15 protein-coding genes and 2 pseudogenes are annotated in these 16,698 nt (G+C 40.6%); 12 read left to right on the top strand and 5 right to left on the bottom strand.

The window, feature by feature from the left end; translation table 11 throughout:
• Positions 1 to 189: 189 nt before the first annotated feature.
• Positions 190 to 345, bottom strand: a pseudogene (locus tag PBV53_RS02680) (IS5/IS1182 family transposase); the annotation flags it as partial.
• A 435-nt stretch (positions 346 to 780) separates the two neighbouring features.
• Between PBV53_RS02680 and PBV53_RS02685 the strand changes: the two are divergent.
• The 5 genes from PBV53_RS02685 (at position 781) to PBV53_RS02705 (ending at position 6,932) form a co-directional block, all read left to right on the top strand.
• Entirely contained in the window at positions 781 to 3,024 is a 2,244-nt protein-coding gene (locus PBV53_RS02685; protein WP_270095629.1) for a hypothetical protein, read from the top strand.
• Positions 3,025 to 3,090: 66 nt separating this feature from the next.
• On the top strand, positions 3,091 to 4,812 hold the full coding sequence (locus tag PBV53_RS02690; protein WP_270095630.1) for a hypothetical protein: 1,722 nt from the start codon (positions 3,091 to 3,093) through the stop codon (positions 4,810 to 4,812).
• A gap of 80 nt (positions 4,813 to 4,892) precedes the next feature.
• Complete coding sequence (locus tag PBV53_RS02695) at positions 4,893 to 5,564, top strand: hypothetical protein (RefSeq protein WP_270095631.1); 672 nt, start codon at positions 4,893 to 4,895, stop codon at positions 5,562 to 5,564.
• A gap of 701 nt (positions 5,565 to 6,265) precedes the next feature.
• A complete protein-coding gene (locus PBV53_RS02700) occupies positions 6,266 to 6,511 on the top strand; it encodes a winged helix-turn-helix domain-containing protein (RefSeq protein ID WP_270095632.1) in 246 nt (81 codons plus the stop codon).
• Between the two features lie 226 nt (positions 6,512 to 6,737).
• A complete protein-coding gene (locus PBV53_RS02705) occupies positions 6,738 to 6,932 on the top strand; it encodes a hypothetical protein (RefSeq protein WP_270095633.1) in 195 nt (64 codons plus the stop codon).
• Between the two features lie 179 nt (positions 6,933 to 7,111).
• Here PBV53_RS02705 and PBV53_RS02710 read toward each other — a convergent pair whose 3' ends face one another.
• Complete coding sequence (locus tag PBV53_RS02710) at positions 7,112 to 7,309, bottom strand: hypothetical protein (RefSeq protein WP_172368192.1); 198 nt, start codon at positions 7,307 to 7,309, stop codon at positions 7,112 to 7,114.
• A 223-nt stretch (positions 7,310 to 7,532) separates the two neighbouring features.
• Here PBV53_RS02710 and PBV53_RS09700 point away from each other — a divergent pair.
• The 5 genes and pseudogenes from PBV53_RS09700 to PBV53_RS02735 form a co-directional block, all read left to right on the top strand.
• Positions 7,533 to 7,820: pseudogene (locus tag PBV53_RS09700) on the top strand (thioredoxin family protein); the annotation flags it as partial.
• Positions 7,821 to 7,877: 57 nt separating this feature from the next.
• Complete coding sequence (locus PBV53_RS09705; protein WP_270095768.1) at positions 7,878 to 8,162, top strand: ferredoxin-thioredoxin reductase catalytic domain-containing protein; 285 nt, start codon at positions 7,878 to 7,880, stop codon at positions 8,160 to 8,162.
• 55 nt (positions 8,163 to 8,217) lie between these two features.
• Positions 8,218 to 8,676 (top strand): (Fe-S)-binding protein, encoded by a 459-nt coding sequence (locus PBV53_RS02725; protein ID WP_270095634.1) that lies wholly within the window; start codon positions 8,218 to 8,220, stop codon positions 8,674 to 8,676.
• Between the two features lie 16 nt (positions 8,677 to 8,692).
• Positions 8,693 to 9,937 (top strand): formylmethanofuran dehydrogenase subunit B, encoded by a 1,245-nt coding sequence (locus PBV53_RS02730; RefSeq protein ID WP_270095635.1) that lies wholly within the window; start codon positions 8,693 to 8,695, stop codon positions 9,935 to 9,937.
• A complete protein-coding gene (locus PBV53_RS02735) occupies positions 9,938 to 10,315 on the top strand; it encodes a formylmethanofuran dehydrogenase (RefSeq protein WP_270095636.1) in 378 nt (125 codons plus the stop codon).
• A 98-nt stretch (positions 10,316 to 10,413) separates the two neighbouring features.
• Here PBV53_RS02735 and PBV53_RS02740 read toward each other — a convergent pair whose 3' ends face one another.
• A complete protein-coding gene (locus PBV53_RS02740) occupies positions 10,414 to 11,262 on the bottom strand; it encodes a methanogenesis marker 8 protein (protein ID WP_270095637.1) in 849 nt (282 codons plus the stop codon).
• A gap of 76 nt (positions 11,263 to 11,338) precedes the next feature.
• Entirely contained in the window at positions 11,339 to 12,640 is a 1,302-nt protein-coding gene (locus tag PBV53_RS02745; RefSeq protein WP_270095638.1) for a phenylacetate--CoA ligase family protein, read from the bottom strand.
• Between the two features lie 263 nt (positions 12,641 to 12,903).
• Here PBV53_RS02745 and PBV53_RS02750 point away from each other — a divergent pair, with 263 nt between their 5' ends.
• On the top strand, positions 12,904 to 13,842 hold the full coding sequence (locus PBV53_RS02750; protein WP_499846271.1) for a UbiA family prenyltransferase: 939 nt from the start codon (positions 12,904 to 12,906) through the stop codon (positions 13,840 to 13,842).
• Between the two features lie 81 nt (positions 13,843 to 13,923).
• On the opposite strand, the gene PBV53_RS02755 is transcribed toward PBV53_RS02750, so the two are convergent.
• Positions 13,924 to 14,964 (bottom strand): ABC transporter permease, encoded by a 1,041-nt coding sequence (locus tag PBV53_RS02755; protein ID WP_309741371.1) that lies wholly within the window; start codon positions 14,962 to 14,964, stop codon positions 13,924 to 13,926.
• Positions 14,965 to 15,334: 370 nt separating this feature from the next.
• Between PBV53_RS02755 and PBV53_RS02760 the strand changes: the two genes are divergently transcribed.
• Entirely contained in the window at positions 15,335 to 16,618 is a 1,284-nt protein-coding gene (locus tag PBV53_RS02760) for a M1 family aminopeptidase (RefSeq protein ID WP_270095640.1), read from the top strand.
• Positions 16,619 to 16,698: the final 80 nt, after the last annotated feature.

Here is a 16,698-nt window from a genome sequence, read left to right on the forward strand (position 1 = left end):
TAATCAATTGTATAGTCATATTTATGGCTAAATTTTGAATTTCAAAGAAGTAGCTGTATAAGGATCTTGTTATTTGAGTCTATGAGTTGTCCCACATCGTATTTTCGAATATAATAACGGAGTGATGTTTCACAAGGTATCTTATGATTGCGTTTATGCGGGTTTGAACTGAATTTAGTGAAATAATGAATTTGGTTTGGCACCTGACGTTTTTCTGTTATACATTTCTGCTATAATCGAACTAAACGTTCTTCAATCCATGGGAGATTCGATCTCAGATAGCTTCTTACCGAGATTTTCAAGATGCTTGTACTCTTTTTTAAAATCAAAATTAGTTAAGGGCATAATAGTAGCTTATTCAAATATGTATAAACTTTGTATTTCCTGTGAGAATTTATCAGGATTCTCTTTAATAGACAAAGATGTTGTTCCGCCTCCATCCAATTGCAATTGGGATTCGTCATACATAAAATTTTTGAACACTTACCATGCGTACTTACCACGAGTACTTACCACGAGTACTTACTTTCCATCCGAATCCTGTGTTCTTTGAAGTTTATATGCTCTGCTGGACAACTTAGTATTGTAGTGGTACGGGTATGGTGCAGTTTGGCTATCGTAATTTGGTACGTTGCGAGAGTGTTTACTGTGTTTGATATATTAACCTCCTTATTGGAGGATCAAAAAGACCTTTCACCAGGGCATATAATATGTCCAGGTAAACTGCATCCATTTTGACCGCTCTGAACGAAACGAAATCTCAAGTTGGAGGTAAAAGGAATGCAAATTAAAACAATTCTTATTGTTGCAATGTTATGCCTTGCTATGTCTGGTATAGCAATTGCACCAGGAACTGGCGAGGAAGAGCCAGCAGAAGATGTATGTTGCTGGGCAAAGCCATGTGGTACCCCAGTTGAACAATGTGACAAAGAAACTACTTTTGTACTTTATAATTCCGAGGCCCGGATTGTAAAGACACTCCATGGCTATGTATATGTTGACATGGAATTCGACACAAATGGTCAGGGTCAGGAGATCATTACAGCTAATGATGTCCGTCTTTCCAACTGGCATACAAATTACGAGCCTAACACCAAGGTTATGCCAAACGACATGGACAACCTCGATGTAATTGAGACTGTATACGATGCTCCAATATCATACGTCGATGTGAATGACAACGGTATGTATGATCTTTATGATGGTGTAGTCTATGATCTTGATGATGATGGTTTTGTTTCTGTCGGTGACATACTACAGACAGATATCGCAGCAGTCGATGTCTACTCCCTTGAAGAGTTCGATGCCGGTGAATTTGTAGAGGCACAGGGAACATATGGAAATGCATGGGACAGAGTAAATGCTGCTCACCCAGCTAAGGGAATGGAGCTTTTCTCAATCGGTAACGGTGTAGCATCTGAACTCATGAAATGGGTAGACGCGGATGACAGCAACGACTGGAGCCTTGATGACAAACTCTACCTCATCCAGCCTCACTGTGTTGTAGAGGAAGCAGCACCAGTGAATGAAACAACAGTAAAAGTAAATAATCACTTTGGTGCAGAAGGATTTGATCAGTGCGTCACAATTGGTGACACCAGAGTCTACATCCCTGAAGATGATGAATGTATCCCAGAATGTGGTACAAAGGTCGTACAGGGTGACCATGATGCAACCTACATGTTAATGCAGAACCTCGACGCAAAGCTTGCATTCTACAGCTTTGGTGGCGAAACTGAATGGTATGTTGATATGGATGCCGACAATTTCGTATCCTTCGGTGATATCAGACTCACAGAAGTCTCCACACACTATGGACCAAACACCAAGGTAAAGGTATGTGATGAATTCGATCTTGGACATGACCTTACATGGTCAGACCAGACTCTTGTCAGGTATGTTGAGACAGACGGTCTCGAGGGATACACTCTCGGCGACGCAGTCTACATTGACGTTGCCGACAATGATGTTGTAGATGCAGGTGATATCAGGCTGGTTGAAGTTGAATCTTTCCTTCCAGGATTCCCTAACGCATTCGTATACGATGCATGGGCAGTTGTAGAATCCAACGATGCTGATGTTGGAGATGAACTCAAAGGCATTGGTATAGGCGATACATACAACCCACTGAATTTCTACCTCGGATACATTGACTCTGACTGCACTGGAACCTGGACCTGTCCAGATAAACTATACATCCAGCAGATCACTGACGAGATAATGGATCTTGGTGTAACAGTAGGTGACCTCAGACTCTATGTACCTGTAAATGATCCAAACAGTCCATTCTTTGGAATGGAAGACTGGCCAGAATGTGGTACCAAAGTAACATGTGCTGACATTGATGTTGAGTATGCAGTTACTCCTGTATTCAGCAACTATGATCTCATAATGTTCGTTGACAGGAACAATGACGGTGAATTCACCGAAGGCGTTGACCACGTGTACATTGATATGGATGAATCCGGCGATGTAACTCTCTATGATGTCAGACTTACTGATGTTAGCATCAAGGAAGCATTCTATCCAAACAACACTAAAGTCATGACACAGCACGATCTTGACCTCGGTGACACTTTGATGCCTTCAGACCTCTACGTTACAGTGTCTGATCTTGACCTCTTGGCTGTTGTGCCATACGTAGATATTGACGGCAATGACCCATGTGTTGACTTGCCATGCGAAAGCACACCATTCACAGTCAGTATGTTTGATAACGACTGCAGTGGTGACTGGACCTGTGTTGACGCTCTTTACCTGAGCATCAATGATCAGTTCTGTGAAGATGACTTCGCTGTGACCCACCAGGATATCAGACTCTTCATTCCACCAGAACTTATCTGCGAGAATGGTGAAGAACCTGATGATGAATGTGACTACCATGCATATGATGCAAACGAAGATGGTATAATCACCATTGGAGAGGTAAACACCACAATCGATGCATACCGCACAGCACAAACAGACATTGGAACAGTAAATGAAGTAATTGATCTATACCGTACAGGTGGATCATATTGTTAAATAAAACTGTAAATTGAGTGTGGAGAGAGGAAATCTCTCTCTCATTCGATTTATGGGGGGTTCAATATGAAAATAGCAAAGACTATCAAATTGTTTGGGATCCTAAGTTTAATGTGTCTGGTTACACTTTCGATGATCTCCGCAGCAGCAGCAGATCCTAATGTCTGCAGGGAACTTCCAATAAGTGCCAACCCAGGTGACACAATAACTGTGGAGCTGAACATTATTGAATTAGATGGCGCTGATAAGACCGTCATCGAGGACAATGTACCTGCAGGATGGGTAGTAAGCAATCCATCTGATGGTGGATTTATTGTTGGCACTGATACAGTAACTTGGGCAAACACAGGTGCAGCACCAGGTGACAACCAGCTAACCTATGATGTCACAATCCCTGGAGATGCAGCAGGAACATACGCCTTTGATGGAGTGTTCGATCTGGCAGTAGCAGCTCCTGGCCTCCAGGCAATTACCTGTGACCTTCAGATGGATGTCGAAGCAGCACCAGGACCAGGACCGGGACCAGTTGACGATTTAAATGTCTGCAGAGACCTTCCAACAAGTGCCAACCCAGGTGACACAATAACTGTGATTCTGGACCTTACATTAGTTGGTGCAGATAAGACTGTCATCGAGGACAATGTACCTGCAGGATGGGTAGTAAGCAATCCATCTGATGGTGGGGCGGTCGAGGATACAAATACAGTAAACTGGATTTTCATCAACTCAGCACCAAGTGACAACCAGTTAACCTACGATGTCACAATCCCTGGAGATGCAGCAGGAACATACAACTTTGATGGAGAGTTCGATCTGGCAGTAGCAGCTCCTGGCCTCCAGACAATTGACTGTGACACTCAGATGAATGTCGAAGAAGCAGGACCAGGACCAGTTGACGATCTAAATGTCTGCAGAGACCTTCCAACAAGTGCCAACCCAGGTGACACAATAACTGTGCTTCTGGACCTTACATTAGTTGGTGCAGATAAGACCGTCATCGAGGACAATGTACCTGCAGGATGGTTAGTAAGCAATCCATCTGATGGTGGGGCAGTCGAGGACACAAATACAGTAAACTGGATTTTCATCAACTCAGCACCAGGTGTCACACAGTTAAGCTATGATGTCACAATCCCTGGAGCTGCAGCAATAGGAACATACACCTTTGATGGTGTGTTCGACCTTGCAGTAGCAGCTCCTGGACTCCAGGCAATTGACTGTGACACTCAGATGAATGTAGTGGAGGAAGTAGTTCCAGAACCAGAACTAGGTATTGTAATCGAGCCTAACTGGAACTTCATATCAGTGCCATTCGCATTGAACAACAGCAGTGTTGAATTTGTCCTTGCGGATATCAACTACACTAATCTGATGTACTGGAACAATTCAGGCGGTATCTGGGAAATACCTACCGACTTCGAGCCACTGAAAGCATACTGGATCGAGAGCAACGAAAGCGCTGATCAGCTGATCTCAAGCGAACTTCTTGAACCAATTACGCCATCAGTGCCACCTGTAATGACAGTGTATCCAGGATGGAATGCTATCGGTTATACCGATTCCATAACTGTTCTGCCAGCTGAAATTGCACTTGGTTCGATAGACGAATCTTACACGCAGGTCAAAGGTCCTTATGACCCTGCAACCGCGACCTATGAACAGATAGGCCACAATGGTCAAACTGGAGTTATCGCTGGTGTCCATGTAGGAACAGACGTCTTCGATATGAGCCCATACGAGGGATTCTGGGTATTTGTAACTCAGGAAGATCTCCTTGCAGGGTTCTAATGGAGGTATGAGACCGAAAGTCGAAAAATACAGGTGAGTTTTTAACTCGCCTAATTTATTTTTTATTAAAGGGTGATTCTATGATCCAGAAAAAGAGCTTTACAAAATACACAATAATCTTACAGATATTCTTATTATTATTTGCAATGGCAACGATTCCTGTAAGTGCTGCTTCTGAAGCTATTCCTTCATTTCCGTTAAGTGTGGGGGGAGAAGTTACAATTGATGGAGAATTAGCACCTGTGGGAACTGAAATTACAGTCAAACTTGGGGAAAAGACAGTTGGTACAACCACCGTAGGATCTGAAGGAATATATGGCGATTTACCTACTAACAGGTTGTTAATAACCAGTGAACCCGATGATTATGAGAATCTTAAGTTCTATGTGAATGCTGTCGAAACAGACCTTGTTGACCTCACAAGTGCAGTCCCGGGTGCCACAGTAACTACAATCCTTGCATCATCAGTTCCTGTCGTACCTGAGACAACACCTGAGAAAAAAGCTTCATCCGGATCAATGGGCGGATACTCTGGTGATTCAGAAGTCCAGGATAACTCTGGAATTCAGGATGTCTCAGAGGAAAATTCAGTTGAGAGCATTGCTTTAGCAGGAGATGGGGCTGAAATTGAAACTACAAACGAGAATGTACCGTCATCAGAAGCAGAGTCCTCTGCACTTGTTACTGGGATATTCGGTTTGATACTGGTTTCATTAGTAGGTGCAATTATCATTGTTAAACGCAAAAAGTAAATAAAAAATTTCATTTGAAAAAGAAAAGTAAAACAAATAAAGCTCCATATAGAAAGGAAGATGATAGCGATTTTCTAAATCATGCTACATCTTCCAAAAACCCGACAGATAAGATCTATGGAAAATCCAACAAATTCAGATATTTACTTTTCCAGTTATAAGTTTACAGGCGAGTTTATTTTTACTTCTTGTATTATCAAATAAATGAATTAGTGAGAGGACCAATTTTTGGTTTGCTTTTTTTATAGATAAAGCAGATGGTGTAAACCTTTTATTTTGTCAATAATTTACAGTGAGATATATGAATCGAATGAGGTCGTTGACTTTTTCCTTGTCCTCGTAAATACTCTGAATTGGAAACATTTGTTTTACCATTAAGATCATTGGTGTAATTGATCGCAAAGTCACATGGTTGACAACAAGGTGTAGTGCATTTTTGGTGTATTCAGTAGTTTTTAATTTAAATCGAATAATAAGAGGTTTTACTTTTCGATTGGAAATACATGCAGGGTGAATTCTATCACGCATTACTATGTCGTATGATACTGGTTATATGTGTTTAAAATGAAATTGGTGAGTCACAAAATTTTCTGATACGCATTATGATGAGCATATATAAGCATTTCGTAACCTTTAAATAAAAGAAACACCCAGATTGCTTGGGGATAATTAAATCGAATTAAAGGTGTGGTGTGGGTAAAATGCGTCGTGGTAAAATCGAAATAATGGTAGATATTTTAAATGTTGTAAAGAAGTCACAGGTGACAAAAACTGCAATAGTTTATAATGCAAACTTGAATTTTAATAGGGCTGATCAGTATATTAACATGATGATGGATGTTGGTCTTGTAGAAAAAACTTTAAACAAGTATTCAATAACTGATCTAGGGTCTGAATATCTTTATAAAATAAATGACATGGATTCGATTTTTTCTGCTGAGTTTTGATTTAAAATCCATTTTTTTTTAATTTTGTTTTAGATCAACCTTTCCAGTCTTCAACCCTAACCAATAATTTTGACCATTGGTCATGACGGTTAGTACTGGCCTCAAGTGCTAATTATCCGCTATAATAATGAAAGCATCCGCATAATTGCTTCTTATAACAATAAGATATCCCAAAATAGCATAGTCAATAATTCTGTAGTTTCAAAAGGAGATCTCCAGTGGGATAATGGAATTGGAAAAGGTAGATATTATAGTTTCTTTGATGAAGGCAGTGATGGCTTCATCGATACAGTCGATTATAACTCTCAGATGTCTCTCACAGAATACCGGTAAGAGATGCTATTGGTATGTGTATGCTGATGCAGTATTGAATCCACACAAACAGCAGTATGCACACAAAATGAACCCGTTGAATGGGTGAAATTATTATCTCAGGGATATCTGAGTTCCCTGCTGCCACATTTCCTGTATTGAGTAGGATGGAATTATTCCTTACATCCAACAAAAAAAGAATTCATGTTCCGTCACAAATGCGAACTTTCTTTTTTTATAGTTCTACTTTATGTGCTTATTTAATACTACCATCTAAAAATAAGTGATTTATTCACTCATTTTTCTGTGAATTAAGCCGCCCAGCCAGTAACCCACCATTCCTATAGCAAAAGCCAGTGGTACAAGAATGAGCATCTTGAAACCCATGGGGATGAGTAAGGGGAATGCTATCAGCACAAAAATAAATACAAATATGGCATATCCGCTATATTGCGCTTGTTTTTTGCTAATCTTTTTCATCGACATAATAAATTCTCTATAAGCTGATAGTATTTAAATGAAGCCTAATCCACAAATGTGCAATTTTAAATAATTTACGTGCATATGATTAATGGTAGCATAAATTGTATTTTAGATAAAAAAGGTGTTATAAATGGGATTGGGAAGTTTTATCGGAAGCATTTTCGGGAGACAGGAGCAAGTCAAATTTAATGAACCCGTGGTTGAGGAGTTGAACAAGAATCTCTTCATGATAAATACCCTTGCTTTTGAGGCAGAGGTAGGTCATTCAGAATTGCCTGTTGTAGTTGATTGTTTTACAAAGACATGCCCACCTTGTAAAAAGATGGGGCCTGTATTCGAAAAACTGGCATGTGAATACGAATCAAAGGTAAAGTTTATTAAGATTGACCTTAAAGGTTCACCTGAAATCGGAAAAAGGTTCAATATATTAGGTGTCCCTACTCTTCTTTTCTTCAAAGATGGGGATCTGGAGAATAATGTTGTTGGCTACACCAACGAAGATAAACTCCGAGAACATCTTGATAACTTACTGGAACAACAGTCCGGAAATAGTCCATCAGAAGTGGAAAACATGACAAATAATGAATCTACTAAAGAAGATATGCACGTATGGACATCCAAATATGCCGATAAGGCTGGATATATGTTAAATCCCGACGAAGAGTCGCTGCATCTTGTTCTTGAAGGACTCGCAAGGAACAGGAACAAACACGGGAAGAACTACTGTCCCTGCAGGATCGTGACCGGTGATGAGCAGGAGGACAAAAAGATAATCTGTCCTTGTATCTATCATAAGGACGAGATAAGTAATGATGGCTCCTGTCATTGTGATCTGTTCTTTAAGAAAAAGGACTGAAACGAAAGATAGCACATTTTTCCTTCGTTATTTTTAATATTTTTCAGGTGAATTCATGACAAATGCATTGGAAATATATCAGTTACTACCAAAAACAAATTGCAAACAGTGTGGTAAAGCGACCTGTATGGCGTTTGCAGCAGCACTTCTTTCAAGAGAGGTCGTAGTCGATGATTGTCCGCCTCTGAAAGAGGACAAGTTCAAAAATAACTATGAAAAACTTTCTGAGATCATCACACCTGCAGGGGAGGCCTCTGAGTCTGGTATGATAGTGCATACTGAAAAATGTATTGGGTGCGGTAACTGTGTTGTTGCATGCCCTGTTAACGTAGCCGAAGACCCTTATGGCGCAGGTTCAGGAAATGCACCTACTAGTGACAATGTGATCCTTCGTGTGGAAGATGGTGTCGTATGTCTATCCAATGTAAGTCAGTGTCGCCGATTTGGTAAGAATAAGATACTATGCAATGGTTGCATCGTTACATGCCCCACAAAAGCAATTGAATTCGTCTGATCATGGTGTGAAACAAATGGAAAATGAATATTACGTTTGCACAGGTTGTGGACTTCTCTGTGATGATATAGAGATTGAGCTAGATGATGGAAAGGTCTCAAAGGTGAACAATGCATGTCTAAAAGGTGTAGCTCGCCTGAAAGAATGCAATAGACCCGCTGAGTGCAGAATCGATGGCGCACCCGCATCTCTTGAAGATGCTATCATAGAAACTGCTCGAATACTCAAGGAAGCCGATTCTCCGGTGATCTTTGGAATGGGTAACTCGACCAGTCAGGCACAGAAAAATGCAATTGAGTTGGCAAAAAAGACTAGTGCTTATTTTGATGATACCTCCTCGTTCTGCCAGGGACCTATCGTCGAAGCAATACTTGAGAATAAGATAAGGACCTGCACACTTGATGAAGTAAAGGACAAGGCGGATGTTATTGTCTACTGGGGGGCAGATCCATCTAATTCACATCCGAGACATCTATCCAAATACACCTATTTCCCCCGTGGAAAAGAAAGACAACGTGGTTGGGAAGAAGATCGTACGGCTATTTGCATCGATGTGAGGAAGTCTGATACTGCTACTATCTGTGGTGATAAGTTCTACCAGATACCGCCGCAGGCGGACGAAGAGCTGCTTAATGCACTCACAAATGGTCTTTCCGGCAAGGTCCCCAAGGTTTCTTTCGGAATGGGTCCGAAGAAGATACTTGAACTTGCGAATATGCTTAAAAAAGCTGAATTCGGGGTGATCTGTGTTGGCTTGGGCCTTGTTTATTCACTTGAGGAAATTGAACCGCTAGTCCGTTTAATGGATAAGCTCAATGAAGTTTCCAACTTCTATCTCATCCCGATGGTCGGTCAGTATAATATGCGGGGATCCAATCATAACCTGCATGAGGAAACCGGATATATTAACCGTGTCAAATTCACAGGGAACGATGTTGAACATGGAGCACACTGTTCTGTTGTGGAATTGCTGAGGAAAAGAACCGTTGATGCAGCGCTAATAATAGGGTCTGACCCGATGTCAAGTCTTCCAGGCAGTATTGCAAAAGAGCTGTTGGACATTCCAGTCATCACTATTGATCCATGCAATACTCTGACGTCCCGAAAAGCAAAAGTGTCAATTCCAGTCGCAACTGCAGGATCAGAGTGTGGAGGAACTGCTGTCAGGATGGATGGTGTTGAAGTGGAGTTCAAAGCCATGACTGAAACTGATCGAATGTGTGATGCAGAGATACTGGAACGCATTATGGGGGAATTATAAATGGGATTTGGACAATTTCTCAAAGCTCCTGAATACGATATCAAGATAATAACATACAGGGATGTCTTCCAAAGCACCGCTCTTGAATCATCAGGATGTGGGGATGAATATGCCGAACGTTCAGCTGTAATTCTGCTGGATAAAGGTGACATGAAGAAGATGGTGCTTAAGGACGGAAGAAAGGCAGTCCTTAAGAACAACTTCGGAAGGGTTGTTGTGCATCTCAGACCTTCTAGCTATGAAGAAGGCCATGAAGGCATCGGATACATGACCAACAGCCCCTGGTCAAATGCACTGGTATCTTCTGAGACCGGTGGCTCAGGGGTTCCGAAATTCAAAATGATAACGGCATTAATTTCTGATGCAAAGGATGAATAGGTCACCAGTTTTGATGAGTGACCTCACTTTTTTTATTTATAAATAACTTTTTCTAGACGTTGTTTACCAAACGTTTGGGTACAAAGCCCGACTAAAGTTCAGATAAGTTCCTTAGGCTGTTTCTTTTCTGGTAATACTGGCAATTGCATAGTATTAACAAGAATTGGGCTTTCAACTTCCTTTGCACGTTCAAGTAAAAGCTCTTTTCCTTTCTGCGTAAGTGCAAAAAGAGGTACTGCAGTACCTACCTGTGCCAGAGGTTTGATGACATCTCGTATCGCCTTTGATGCACAGGAAGTAATGATGTCAAGATGCTTTACTATCTCAAGTGCATCTTCCCTGCTAAGGCCTGTAGTATGAGCACCGATGATCATTAGCTCAAGGTTGTTCTCATCCTCAATTCCACGAAGCATTTTTGCAGTTCCAGGGTCAACAACAGTAACAGCAATTCTTTTAAATCCAAGTTCAATTGCCTTTAGTACTCCGCCAACAGGATCAATGATGGCTTTAGATGGTTCAAGCACAATACCGCCCATTTTCTCAATGCGGTCAATGACCTCATCAATAGGTTCGGTCTCTATAAGTCCCGATATCCTTGCACCCATACCCTGAACAAGCACAGGATTGTTCGTTATAACAGTGCCTGCACCGTCACAAACTGTCACTGTGGTATCGAGAATGTCCCTTCCAAGCCCTGTCATCATAACTTCGGAAGCACCAAAACCCACGAAGACATCCATCTCAAGCATACGGTCCTTTGTAAAAAGACCAAAATCCTTTATGCGAAATTCCATGTTCTCCTTAACAGCCTCTCGTGTGATCTTTTTGATGCCTCTTGCTTTCTCGAACAGTGGACACCAGTCAATTTCCGGTTCACCGACTTCAACCACTTCGCCATTCTCTACAACGACCTTCGTCTTTCCAAGGATCTCCATTACATGTGGCATTATTGTAACCTCACAACTGATATTTGAGAACAATTATTTTAATTGGATATTCAATAGCTAAATATAAAAAAGGGAATCAAATAGCTTCCCTTCTGTCAAAGACCCTCTTTGCTTTACCTGTGCTTCTTGGAATTGTTCCCTTTTCCACAAGTTCTACATTGGCCCTTATGTTCAATACGCTCTTAAGCTCGCCTTCAACAAGTCTTTTTGTTGATTCTAGGTCCTGTATCTCACCTGTGAATGCACCTTCGTCGAGTTCTACCCTGACTGTTATCTCATCCAGTTTCTTCTTGTTCCTGTCAAGATATATCTCGAACTGGTCGGTGATCTTCTCGATCCTCACAAGAACATTCTCTATCTGTGATGGGAAAACATTGATGCCTCTTACAATAAGCATATCATCGGCTCTTCCGAGTATCCTTGAGATACGGTTGCTTGTACGTCCACAAACACATTCACTTTTAAGAAGTCTTGTGATGTCGCCGGTACGATATCTGATCACAGGAAGTGCTTCCTTTGTTAATGAAGTAAGCACAAGTTCGCCCTTTTCACCTTCAGCAACCTGTTCGCCATCCTCGTCAAGCACTTCAACAAGATAATGATCACTCCATATGTGAAGACCGTCCTGTTCCTGGCACTCGAATGCGATACCAGGTCCCATCATCTCGGATAGGCCATAGGAATCATACGCTTTAATGTTGAACGCATCTTCAAGTTCTTTTCTGGTGCTTGATGACCATGGTTCTGCACCAAAGCATCCTACTCGTAATGATAGTTTATCAAGGATATTCATTTCTCTGACGGTTTCTGCAAGGTAAAGTCCATAAGAAGGAGTACAATGAATAGCAGTAACGCCAAAGTCCTGCATCATTTCGATCTGTCTTACTGTGTTTCCGGTCCCGCTTGGTACGGCCATGGCACCAAGTTGTTCGATACCATAGTGAAAACCCAGTCCGCCTGTGAAAAGACCATAATTAACGGCATTCTGGAAAACATCATTCGCGTCCAGGCCGACCATAGTAAAATTACGTGCCATCATATTTGCCCATGTTTCAATATCATTGGCAGTATATCCGACAACCGTTGGTTTCCCACTTGTCCCTGAAGAAGCGTGGATCCGCACAATATCTTTTTTTGGGACTGCAAAAAGACCGAATGGATAGTTGTCACGAAGGTCCGTCTTTTTGGTAATTGGTAACTTTCTGATATCATCCAGTGATCTTATATCATCAGGAGTGATGCCCAGGGCTTTGAACTTCTCTCGATAAAAAGGCACATTATTATAGACTGCTGCAGCCGTTTTCTTCAAGCGGTTCAATTGCAATTCACGAAGTTCATCATGTTCCATCGTTTCATATTTTGGCTGCCAGTATTTCATGATGTGATCACCTTTTCACGTCTGAATGAATTCAATCTTTAAATGATTTACTATGCTTCGTTTAATGTCTTGCAGGTCATAAGCATTATCCAATTGATCAAAATATAGTGTCTTAATATCTTTATTTTTTTGGGAATGTATGAAATCCTCCTCTCATCTCTCAATACAATGTTCATACAATCAGTTATTATGTACATAATTATAGTTTTTGTGGACATCTAGTTTTAATAAGTGTGCAAAGATGTTTATATTTGAGGATGTCGATGAGCAACGGATATACATTATTTAAAGATAGCACCAATAATCTGAACTTCCAAGATATTACAAAGGTATTATGGAAAGATTTTATCTATGGGGGTCATATTTTTGCATTTGGGGCTATCTGCGTAGCTATTATGGCATCGATCATATTCGCTATTCCGATAACCTGGGACTTTATGTTGATCATCTACCTGATCTTCTATACGATATATGTGTATGACTATTTTACTGGTGCAGAGGAAGACAAGAACAATTACTCAAGTCGTTCAGAATATCTGCAGAACAATGACGAAAAAATGCTGTTAGCTACTATATATGGTTCCATTGTGGCAATAGCTTTCACATATTTAATTTACAGTGATATCAAAAACATGTTCATTGGATTTGCGATCCTTGTACTGGGGCTTATGTATCATTCACATTTTAAATCCATCACAAAAAAATTACCAGCATTCAAGAATTTATTCGTATCACTCGTATGGGGACTCCTCATCTACACCATGTTCGTCTATTATGGATATCAAATAGACATATCTGCAATGGTCATATCAGCTTTTGTATTCCTTAGAATGATAGGCATCCAGATAATGTTCGACATTCGGGATATAGAAGGGGATCGAATAAAAGGGCTGTTGACCATACCGGCAATATTTGGGCATGATAAGAGTCTATCGTTGCTCAAAATGCTCAATATTGTAACCTTGATATTGCTTGTAGTTGGTGTCTATATGGAAATATTGCCTATTTTTGTCTTAATGATAATGCTGATAATGGCTTATTCAGTAAAGTATAGAGGAAAAGTACTAATGTCAAGAAATGATAACAGATGCTACATACTTGCAGCAGGAGAGCCTGTTGTGTGGGCAGTTCTTGTTTGCGGGGGCATAGTGTTCTCCAGACTAGTCCCTTATGCAACCGACATCGGTACTATGATGTTTTGAGGACCAAAGGTGTCAGCATCTGGCACTTATATCGGGCAGTTTCATTTAAACCGGCAGATAATATATCCAATCATTGAGCGTTCAATCGCCTTCAATAGATTCAACCGAATCGAGCCTTGAGGCACGTCTTGCAGGATAAACGCCTGCAAGAACGTTCAGGATAAATGCAAAGGTTGCAGCATAAAAAAAGTTACTGGCAAGGATCGTAATTGGCATCGTTTCCAGTCCCAAATACATCTCACTGGGCAATTCAAGTTGATATGCTCCAATTGAAACAGATGCGATGTAGCCAATAATACAACCTGCAATAACGCCAAAAGCTCCGAGAACCGCTGATTCTATCAGAAATATGGAAGTGATGCTTCTTCGTGATACTTCCATGGCCATGAGCATGCCTATCTCTTTTTTCTTATCCATGACAACGGTAACCAGAGTGTTGGCAATACCAAATCCAGCAATGACGTAGATGAGTGCATAAAATATCCAGATGAATACGCGCTGTGTATTTAGTAATTCCAGGATCTCACTGTTGGCTTCCAGCCAGCTTACCGCATCAGCACTGGTATCGGTTTCAATTGAAGCTGCAATTGCTTCCGCTTGATATGGATCGAACACTCTGACACCTATAGAAGTGACGACACCATTCTTCCTGAAAAGCTCTTGCAATGTTCCCAGTCTGGCATATGTAACACTTTCATCGATCGGAGTGCCGGTGTTGATTATCCCCACTACCTTAAAGACCCGTTTATTTGAACCTGGATAAATTGCTTCCACATTATCTCCGAGACCAACCTCAAGGTTGTCTGCAAGTTTATCACCAAGAACAATGCCATGGCCCGTAAGTGCAAGCATTGTAAAGCTTCCGGAAACGATGTCCTCACTGACATGCATTACATGATCTTCAGCTTCTATCCCTTTGATCAGGACCCCTTCGGTATTGTCCTTATATTTTAGAGCCGCTTGTCCCGAAAGATAAGGCGATACTGCCAAAACACCTTCTTTCTCGCTTATCACTGACGTGAGATACTTGTAAAGGTGCAGTTCGTCACCATCTTCGGATTGTGGGCTTATTACGATATGTGGAGTGTTTTCGATAGTTATCTCAAGGAGCTCTTCCTGCAAACATTAAAGAAAAAAATGCATGGCGACGGCGAGAGTTTATGTGGTGCATTGCTATAGTGAACTCGAACATCAAAAACACTCCCGATAAACACACAGATATCGATATAACAATAGTATTTGCTTCATTTTAATACTTTTTTGTTTTGCCTGCATTTAATTTAGAACTTTTGAGAAGTTATGTGCAGATCTCATTTACACAAAGCTGATAGATATCATTTTAGTAAATTTGCTTGATACATATTGAAAATTGTGCATTTATATTCTATAATCAATTTTTGATTTTATATACTCCTTATATAATGTACACGAATTATATAATTATTACCATACAAGTTAAGTATGTGTCCATGCGAACTTCTTTATCATGAGGGTGTCTGAAAAGAAGGTTCTTGCAATAGATGCAGCAATAATACTTTTTTTCATTTTTCTGTTCATAACATCAGTAAACCTCGTTGCAGCCGGAGGGGATGGGATCTCCACATCTGCTGAACTTAGTTACGAGCTTCTGGGTGACGAAAATATTGTCCATGTGACTAAAGAGGTCACATTCACTAACATCGATGAAAATACTCGTTACTGGCAGGGTTATTATGACACCTATATTTATTACATCCCCGATGGTGCTGAGGACATCAGGGCATATGATAGTTCCAACAGTATGGAATATACGAAGGGTGATGGGGAATTTTATGTATTTAATTTCAATGAACAGATATGGTATGGAGATGTTTTCAAATTTACAGTTGAATATGACATGATGGTCAACCAAAATACCGCTGTTTTCAATATATGGGATAACACCGATAGTGCAACTGCAAAGGTCACCATGCCGGATGGATATGAGGTGTATCTGAATACACAGAATTGCGTGATAGTACCTCTGAAAGATAGCTATGTAATTGATCTCGACAATTTGGGAAAGGGTGTTGTACCAATAACAGTTGATCTTGTAAGGCATACTGAACTGAACAGTATGACCGAAACTGTGAAACTAAAGGAAAAAGATGTCCTCGTGACAGTCAGGTACTGGGATGGGGAAGAGCGGTGGGCAGAACATGTTATGGATACGACATCCAGTAGCCTTGTAATTCTCGAAGATATATGGGGTGTTGCATATCCTGCTGGTTATGACATAACCATTACTGAAAGCAGTATGGAAGATACTGGTGGTTATGGTGGTCTTAATAACTGGAGCAAGGGGATATTATTGCTTCATACATCAAGGGACATAACATTGGTACATGAATTAGCCCATTACTGGACAGAAAGCTGTTCTTTCGAACAATTGTGGATGGATGAAGGTTATGCTAATTTCTATGCTATGAAGGTGCTTGAAGAGCTCGACCCTTTACAAGCCACAAAGGAACTGGATCGACTCTCAGATATTGGAGATAATGAAAGGAATGAAGGGAAGCTTTCCGATTGGTCAACACCTTCTGAATTAGCTCCGGGCTATGCATATCAGACCAAATTAAATTACAAAAGGGCATTTCTTTTAACTTATTCCCTCTACGAGGATGTTGGCATGGATACGTTCAGGGATGCTGGTATGGAATTCATCAATATGGATAATGTCGATAAAAGTGACCATATAAGTATCATGGAAAGTATTTCAGGCAAAGAGCTTGATGCTATCTATGATCAATATCTCTAACTCATTTAATCTGGTGAAAGTGAGTCTATATTTTTAATTTAACAAGGAACATATTTTTATAGTTATCAAAGATTATTATG

It is taken from the genome of Methanococcoides alaskense (assembly GCF_027594145.1).
GTDB lineage: Archaea > Halobacteriota > Methanosarcinia > Methanosarcinales > Methanosarcinaceae > Methanococcoides > Methanococcoides alaskense.

Bases quoted from the DNA above. Each gene is read 5' to 3' on its own strand.
- PBV53_RS02685 (WP_270095629.1), top strand. From the start codon at position 781: ATGCAAATTAAAACAATTCTTATTGTTGCAATGTTATGCCTTGCTATG.
- PBV53_RS02690 (WP_270095630.1), top strand. From the start codon at position 3,091: ATGAAAATAGCAAAGACTATCAAATTGTTTGGGATCCTAAGTTTAATG.
- PBV53_RS02695 (WP_270095631.1), top strand. From the start codon at position 4,893: ATGATCCAGAAAAAGAGCTTTACAAAATACACAATAATCTTACAGATA.
- PBV53_RS02700 (WP_270095632.1), top strand. From the start codon at position 6,266: ATGCGTCGTGGTAAAATCGAAATAATGGTAGATATTTTAAATGTTGTA.
- PBV53_RS02705 (WP_270095633.1), top strand. From the start codon at position 6,738: ATGGAATTGGAAAAGGTAGATATTATAGTTTCTTTGATGAAGGCAGTG.
- PBV53_RS02710 (WP_172368192.1), bottom strand. From the start codon at position 7,309: ATGTCGATGAAAAAGATTAGCAAAAAACAAGCGCAATATAGCGGATAT.
- PBV53_RS09705 (WP_270095768.1), top strand. From the start codon at position 7,878: ATGACAAATAATGAATCTACTAAAGAAGATATGCACGTATGGACATCC.
- PBV53_RS02725 (WP_270095634.1), top strand. From the start codon at position 8,218: ATGACAAATGCATTGGAAATATATCAGTTACTACCAAAAACAAATTGC.
- PBV53_RS02730 (WP_270095635.1), top strand. From the start codon at position 8,693: ATGGAAAATGAATATTACGTTTGCACAGGTTGTGGACTTCTCTGTGAT.
- PBV53_RS02735 (WP_270095636.1), top strand. From the start codon at position 9,938: ATGGGATTTGGACAATTTCTCAAAGCTCCTGAATACGATATCAAGATA.
- PBV53_RS02740 (WP_270095637.1), bottom strand. From the start codon at position 11,262: ATGCCACATGTAATGGAGATCCTTGGAAAGACGAAGGTCGTTGTAGAG.
- PBV53_RS02745 (WP_270095638.1), bottom strand. From the start codon at position 12,640: ATGAAATACTGGCAGCCAAAATATGAAACGATGGAACATGATGAACTT.
- PBV53_RS02750 (WP_499846271.1), top strand. From the start codon at position 12,904: ATGAGCAACGGATATACATTATTTAAAGATAGCACCAATAATCTGAAC.